General features: G+C 58.0%; 5 protein-coding genes and 1 pseudogene. 5 read left to right on the forward strand and 1 reads right to left on the reverse strand.

Annotated features, from left to right (window positions below):
* From F8J34_RS03960 to F8J34_RS03970, 4 genes and pseudogenes are all read left to right on the forward strand, one after another.
* Positions 1-2,043 (forward strand): annotated as a pseudogene (locus tag F8J34_RS03960) (hypothetical protein); the annotation flags it as partial.
* On the forward strand, positions 1,982-3,073 hold the full coding sequence (gene queA, locus F8J34_RS03965) for a tRNA preQ1(34) S-adenosylmethionine ribosyltransferase-isomerase QueA (protein WP_297056709.1): 1,092 nt from the start codon (positions 1,982-1,984) through the stop codon (positions 3,071-3,073). The pseudogene F8J34_RS03960 and the gene queA, both read left to right, overlap by 62 nt.
* Positions 3,074-3,154: 81 nt before the next feature.
* The gene (locus F8J34_RS09755) at positions 3,155-3,394 is read left to right on the forward strand and encodes an AbrB/MazE/SpoVT family DNA-binding domain-containing protein (RefSeq protein WP_363315410.1); all 240 of its coding nucleotides are present in this window, start codon (positions 3,155-3,157) and stop codon (positions 3,392-3,394) included.
* Positions 3,375-3,779, forward strand: a complete 405-nt coding sequence (locus F8J34_RS03970; RefSeq protein ID WP_297056710.1) for a type II toxin-antitoxin system VapC family toxin — start codon at positions 3,375-3,377, stop codon at positions 3,777-3,779. The genes F8J34_RS09755 and F8J34_RS03970 overlap by 20 nt, the downstream gene beginning before the upstream one ends.
* A gap of 163 nt (positions 3,780-3,942) precedes the next feature.
* Here F8J34_RS03970 and F8J34_RS03975 read toward each other — a convergent pair whose 3' ends face one another.
* Positions 3,943-4,680, reverse strand: coding sequence for a haloacid dehalogenase type II (locus tag F8J34_RS03975; protein ID WP_297056711.1), 738 nt, complete (start codon positions 4,678-4,680; stop codon positions 3,943-3,945).
* 11 nt (positions 4,681-4,691) lie between these two features.
* Between F8J34_RS03975 and F8J34_RS03980 the strand changes: the two genes are divergently transcribed.
* Positions 4,692-5,723 (forward strand): deoxyguanosinetriphosphate triphosphohydrolase (locus tag F8J34_RS03980; protein WP_297056712.1); only part of this gene is annotated, 1,032 nt, incomplete at its 3' end.

The following is a 5,723-nucleotide window of genomic DNA, read 5'->3' on the forward strand; positions in this document are numbered from 1 at the left end:
CGTGAGTATTACCTTTATCGTCTTCACCCCTTCGAGCGCCTGGCCCTGATACGCGCCCGACCGGTGGCCGGGAATCTCTCCCTGGGATATGATCTTCTGTCCGAGTTGCGTCCGGTGGTCTATCCTCGTTATCTCGATTTTTCCTATCTGGAGCACATTCGAGACCTCAAGGAGCGTATAAGGAAGGAAGCCCGCCGCCGGGGAGCCCAGGAGGATATCAAGATCGGAGAGGGAGGCATCCGCGAGGTGGAATTCCTGGCCCAGACCCTTCAGAGTATTTACGGGGGCAAACACCCCGAACTTCGGGTGCGAAGGATCCTTCCGGTCCTGAAACGCCTGGCTCGTCTGGGGTTGATCCCGGAAAAAGAGGCTCACGAACTAAGCGAGGCCTATCTTTTTCTCCGCCTGGTGGAACACCGGATCCAGACACGCTACTTTCAGCAGAGCTTCCGGCTCCCCCGCGAACCGGCGGCTCTGGAGGCCATCGCCCTAAGCCTGAATTTCCCGGACTCCGAGGAATTCCTGGCCCATCTGGCCCGGATAAGACGTCGGGTCTCCGAGAGTTTCGGGGCTCTGCTGGCTCCGGCCTGTCCCCGGGAAAAGGACGCCCTGCTCGAAAAACTGGAAGAGGCCCTGCTCTCGGGAGAAGATCTGCGCACCGCCTCGGAGTGTGCCGGGATTCCGGAACATCTTCTGCGGGATCTGCATCGGAAACTGAGGGCCGGAGGCCCCACCGGGGAACGGCGAGCCCGGGCCCTGCGAGACCTCCTCCCTTCCGTGCTGGCCGGGGTGCTTGAGGAAAAGGATCGGACCAGGGCCTTCTCGCGCATCATTTCCTTCCTGGAAAGGGTGGGGGGACGTTTTTCCCTTTACGCCGCTTTTCGGGAAAATCCCTCGGTCCTGAAGACGGTGATCCATCTTCTGGCCTGCTCGGAGTATCTGTGGCACCGTCTGGAGAGCCGTCCCGCTCTGGCCGAAGTCCTCCTCGAACCGGATCTTCCTCCCCGGATCGGGGAACTGGAAAGACATCTTCTTCACACCTCCTACGACGAGGCCCTGGCCCTCCTGCGCCTCTTTAAGAACGAACATCTAATCCGTACCGCCATTCTCCATCTGGAAAAACGCCTTTCCGTGGCGGAAACCCTGAAGCGCCTCACCTTTCTTGCCGAGGGTTTCGTACGTCTGACCTATCGACTCACCCTCCAGCGCCTGGAGGAGGAAAAAGGGGAAAGACTTAGTGGAAAGTTCTGTGTCCTGGCCCTGGGCAAACTGGGAGCCCGGGAGATGGGGTATCGTTCCGATCTGGATCTGGTCTTCGTCTATGATGGGCCGGAGGATACCGGCCCGTTTTCCGCACGTCTGGCCCAGCGATTACTTTTCTATCTTTCTCTCCGCCTTCCCGAGGGGGAGGGATATCCCGTGGACGCAAGACTGCGTCCCGAGGGCCGCAAGGGGCCTCTCACCGTGCCCCTTTCCGGGTTTCTTCATTACTATGGCCAGGAGGCCGATCTCTGGGAACTGGTGGCTGCCACCCGTTTGAGGTCTCTGGCCGGAAACAGGGAATGGGGTCATCACCTGGAACAGGAGTTACAAGCCCTCCTGGCCCGAAGATGTCCCTCGCGGGAGGGATGGCGGCGTCTTCTGGAGATGCGTCTTTACATGGAGAGAGAACGGGCCCGGGAGGATGCGGAAAGCTTCAATCCCAAGCTGGGCCGGGGAGCCCTTGCGGATCTTGAGTTTCTTGCGGCCCTGGCCCGACTCCGAAAACTCCGCCAGGACCCGACCTTCCCGGAAACCCGCACCCTCAAACTTCTGACCCTCCTTCCCGAGGGGGAACGCGCCCGCGAGAGTTATCTCTTCTTGCGCGAGGTGGCCGAACGCCTTATCCTTCTTTACGATCCCCCGGAGGAGGACCCGGTCTATCCCCGAGAGTACCTTAAGAGCCTTGAGCCCTGGCTGGGTCCGGATCTGAAACGGCGCTATGAAGAGATCACCGCTTTCAACCGAAAACTCCTGGAAAAATACTTCCTCGGAGGTTCCTGAGGACTTCAGGCTCGAGGCCTATCAGTACGAACTTCCCGAGGAACTTATCGCCTACCGGCCGGCCGAAAAACGGGAAGAATCGCGCCTTCTTGTGCTTGAGCGGAAAAGCGGCCGGATAGAACATCTTCCGCGTTTTTCCGAGATAGAGGAATATCTGCGCGAGGGGGATCTCCTGGTCTTAAACGACACCCGGGTCTTTCCGGCCCGGCTTCCCGGTCGCAAGGAGACCGGCGGCCGGGTGGAGATCCTGCTCTTGAGGCTTCCCGAGCCGGGTAAACCCGTTCCGGCCCTCTACCGCGGAAAGAAACTCCTTCCGGGCTACCGGGTGATCTTCTCCGAGGAACTCTCCGCGGTGGTGCTTGAGAAATCGCCCGAGGGGGAACTCAAGCTCCTCCTTGAGGGCCCGGAGGATCTTCTTTCGGCGATCAAACGGGTAGGGAAGGCCCCGCTTCCCCCTTACATCAAGCGCGAGCCCGAAGCCGAGGACCTCCTGCGGTATCAGACGGTCTATGCCCGGAAGGACGGCTCGGTGGCCGCCCCCACCGCGGGCTTCCATTTCTCGGAGGAGCTTCTTTCGCGTCTTTCCGAACGCGGGGTGCGCAGGGCCTTCATCACCCTCCATGTGGGCTACGGTACCTTCGCCCCCATCAAGACCCCGGATATAAGGAAGCATCGCATCCACCAGGAATACGTGGAGATCCCGGAGGAGACCGTGCGGGCCGTAGAGGAGACCCGGGCCCGGGGAGGCAGGGTAATCGCGGTGGGGACCACCGCGGTGCGGGCCCTGGAGTGGGGCGCCGCCTCAGGCGAGCTTTTGCCCCGTAAAGGGTGGTGCGATCTTTACATCTATCCGGGTTTTCGCTTCCGGGTGGTTCAGGCCCTGGTCACCAACTTTCACCTTCCGGGTTCAAGTCTCCTGGTGCTGGTTTCGGCCTTTGCCGGCCGCAGGCTCATCCTTTCGGCCTATCAGGAGGCCATCCGCCGTCGCTATCGCTTCTACTCTTACGGCGACGCCATGCTGATTTTGTGACTTTATAGCTGTGGCTTAAGGAATAGACGGGAGATTGGTTTGGGATTATCATTTAAGTAATACCTTTTAAGGGAGTAAGCCATGATCGTAACGGTAAGTTCAAAGGGACAGGTAGTAATCCCGGCGGAGATAAGAAAAAAGTTTAATCTGCGGAGAGGGAAACGACTGGCGGTATTTGTTGAGGATGAAAGAATCATTCTGAAACCGGTGGAGGAGTTGCTCAGGCGCGGGCGTGGGCTGCTTCCCCAAAAAGGAAAAGCCCTGAAGATTTTACTGGAAGAGCGAAGGAAGGAGGAACAAGGTGAAAAAGTATGTTTTTGATAGCTATGCCTTAATAGCTTTTTTCGAAAACGAGCCCGCTGCCGAAAAAGTAGAAAGCTTCCTTAAAGAGGTTCTCGAGGGAAAAGCCCGGGGTTTTATGAGCGTGATAAACTGGGGAGAAGTGTATTACGCTACCTCACGAGCTTACGATGAAAAGGTCGCCAAAGGTGTTATACAAGAAATAGAAAATTACCCCCTGGAAATAGTTGAGGCTGACCAAAATCTTACCCTGGAGGCCGCAAAGCTTAAGGCCCGGTATTCCATAGCCTATGCGGACTGTTTTGCTCTGGCGCTGGCCAAAATCAAAAAAGCCGAGCTTATTACCGGCGACCCGGAATTCAGGAAGGCCGCGGGGGAGAAAGTAAAGATCCGGTGGCTTTCATAAAGTTACGCTATAGGATTTCGGCGGGCGATTTCAAAGAGAGAATCGGCCCGAAGGGCCTAAAGCCCCGGGATCTATGAGGACCCGCGTTCCGCAGGCCTCAACCTCCACGGCCATGGAACGTACCCCGAGACTTTCGGAGGCCAGAACCTCTAGGCGCAAATCTTCAAAAGGCAAGCAATTCCGAAAGGTCCGAGATAACGAAATCCGGCCGGGCCTCAGCCCGGGGCGTGGCCCCGTAAGGATCCCGCCCGGGGCGTTTCACCCAGCAACTCGCAAGCCCCAATTTCCCGGCCGGAAGGATATCATGAAAAAGGCTTTGCCCCACATGAAGAATCTGTTCCTTGGGTACCGGGATCTTTTCAAGCATCAATGCAAAGATTCGGAGATCCGGCTTATAGCTTCGGGCCTCCTCCGCGGTCACCACCAGATCAAAGGACACCGTAAAATGCTTCAGGGTCTCGGCTATAAGATCCCGATCAATGTTAGAGATGATGGCAAGCTTTAAACCCCGATCCCTTAGAGAGCGCAGGGTCTCATTAACCTCCGGAAAGGGACGCCAGCCGGGAAGGGCTTCAGCGAGAAGATATTCCTCCGCAGGATGCAATTCAAAGCCCAATTTCTCCGCAAGACCCCGCAGAACCAGTCTCAATACCTCGCGATAGGGGCGATAAGTCCTTTCGAAATGGCTTTCAAGCTCCGCATAAAACCTGAGTACTTCAAGAGGCTCGGTTTCGACCGAGGAGCGCTTTAAAAGGGGCTTTAGGGCTTCAAGAAGGCCCTCTTCCCAGTCAATAAGGGTGCCATAGCAGTCAAAGGAAATCCAGGAAAAAGGAAATTCTTTTCGCTCGCCTCCTGACATGGCCTTTTTACTTCCGCGGGTATCCCAAGTAAAATAGTCCAAAAGAGCCCTTTATGGAACCCAGAGGCTTAAACCTTCGAGAAGAGCTGGAAAAACTGGAAGAAAAGATCCTTTCCCCCTGGGCAACGAAGGCCCGGAGGTCGCGGGGAAGGCTTAAGCCCGAGCCCGAATGTCCGCTTCGCACCTGTTTCCAGCGGGACCGCGACCGGATCATCCACAGCAAGGCCTTCCGGCGTCTCAAACACAAGACCCAGGTCTTTCTGGCCCCCACCGGCGACCATTACCGCACCCGGCTCACCCACACCCTGGAGGTGGCCCAGATCGCCCGCACCATCGCCCGGGCCTTACGCCTCAACGAGGACCTCACCGAGGCCATCGCCCTGGGACACGACCTGGGGCATACCCCCTTCGGACACGCCGGAGAGGAGGTGCTTAACGAGCTTGTGCCCGGGGGTTTTCGTCACTATGAACAGAGCCTGCGGGTGGTGGACTGCCTGGAAAAAGAGGGCCGGGGGCTAAACCTCACCCACGAGGTACGGGACGGGATCGTGAAACACTCCAAGGGCCTCGGGCCCATCTTCGCCCCGGAGAAGGACCCGCCCCTTACTCTTGAGGCCGAGGTGGTGCGCATCGCCGACCTCATCGCCTACGTGAACCATGACCTGGATGACGCCCTGCGGGCCGGGATCATCCGGGAGCAGGACATCCCCGAGGACTGTCTCCGGGTCCTGGGCCGAAGGCATGCCGCCCGCATCAACACCCTGGTTACGGATCTGGTGCGGGAAACGCTTTCTTGCGCCGACGGCCAGCTCCATCTTTCGGATCGGGTGCTTAAGGCCCTTACCGATCTTAGGGGCTTTCTCTTCGAGAGGGTTTATCGGGCCCGGGAGGTCCGCCGGGAGTTCGAGAAGGCCCGCAAGATCCTGATCGAGCTTTACGAATATTATCTTCGCCGGGATTCGGTGTGGGAACGGGAGATGCCCTGCTACACCGGGGAAGTCCCCAAGGAAAGAATCGTCTGCGACTTCATCGCCGGCATGACCGACCGCTACGCCCTCTATCTCTACGAGAAACTTTTCCTCCCC

This window comes from Thermosulfurimonas sp. (genome assembly GCF_015491435.1).
GTDB lineage: Bacteria > Desulfobacterota > Thermodesulfobacteria > Thermodesulfobacteriales > Thermodesulfobacteriaceae > Thermosulfurimonas_A.

Bases quoted from the DNA above. Each gene is read 5' to 3' on its own strand.
- queA (WP_297056709.1), top strand. From the start codon at position 1,982: ATGAAGAGATCACCGCTTTCAACCGAAAACTCCTGGAAAAATACTTCC.
- F8J34_RS09755 (WP_363315410.1), top strand. From the start codon at position 3,155: ATGATCGTAACGGTAAGTTCAAAGGGACAGGTAGTAATCCCGGCGGAG.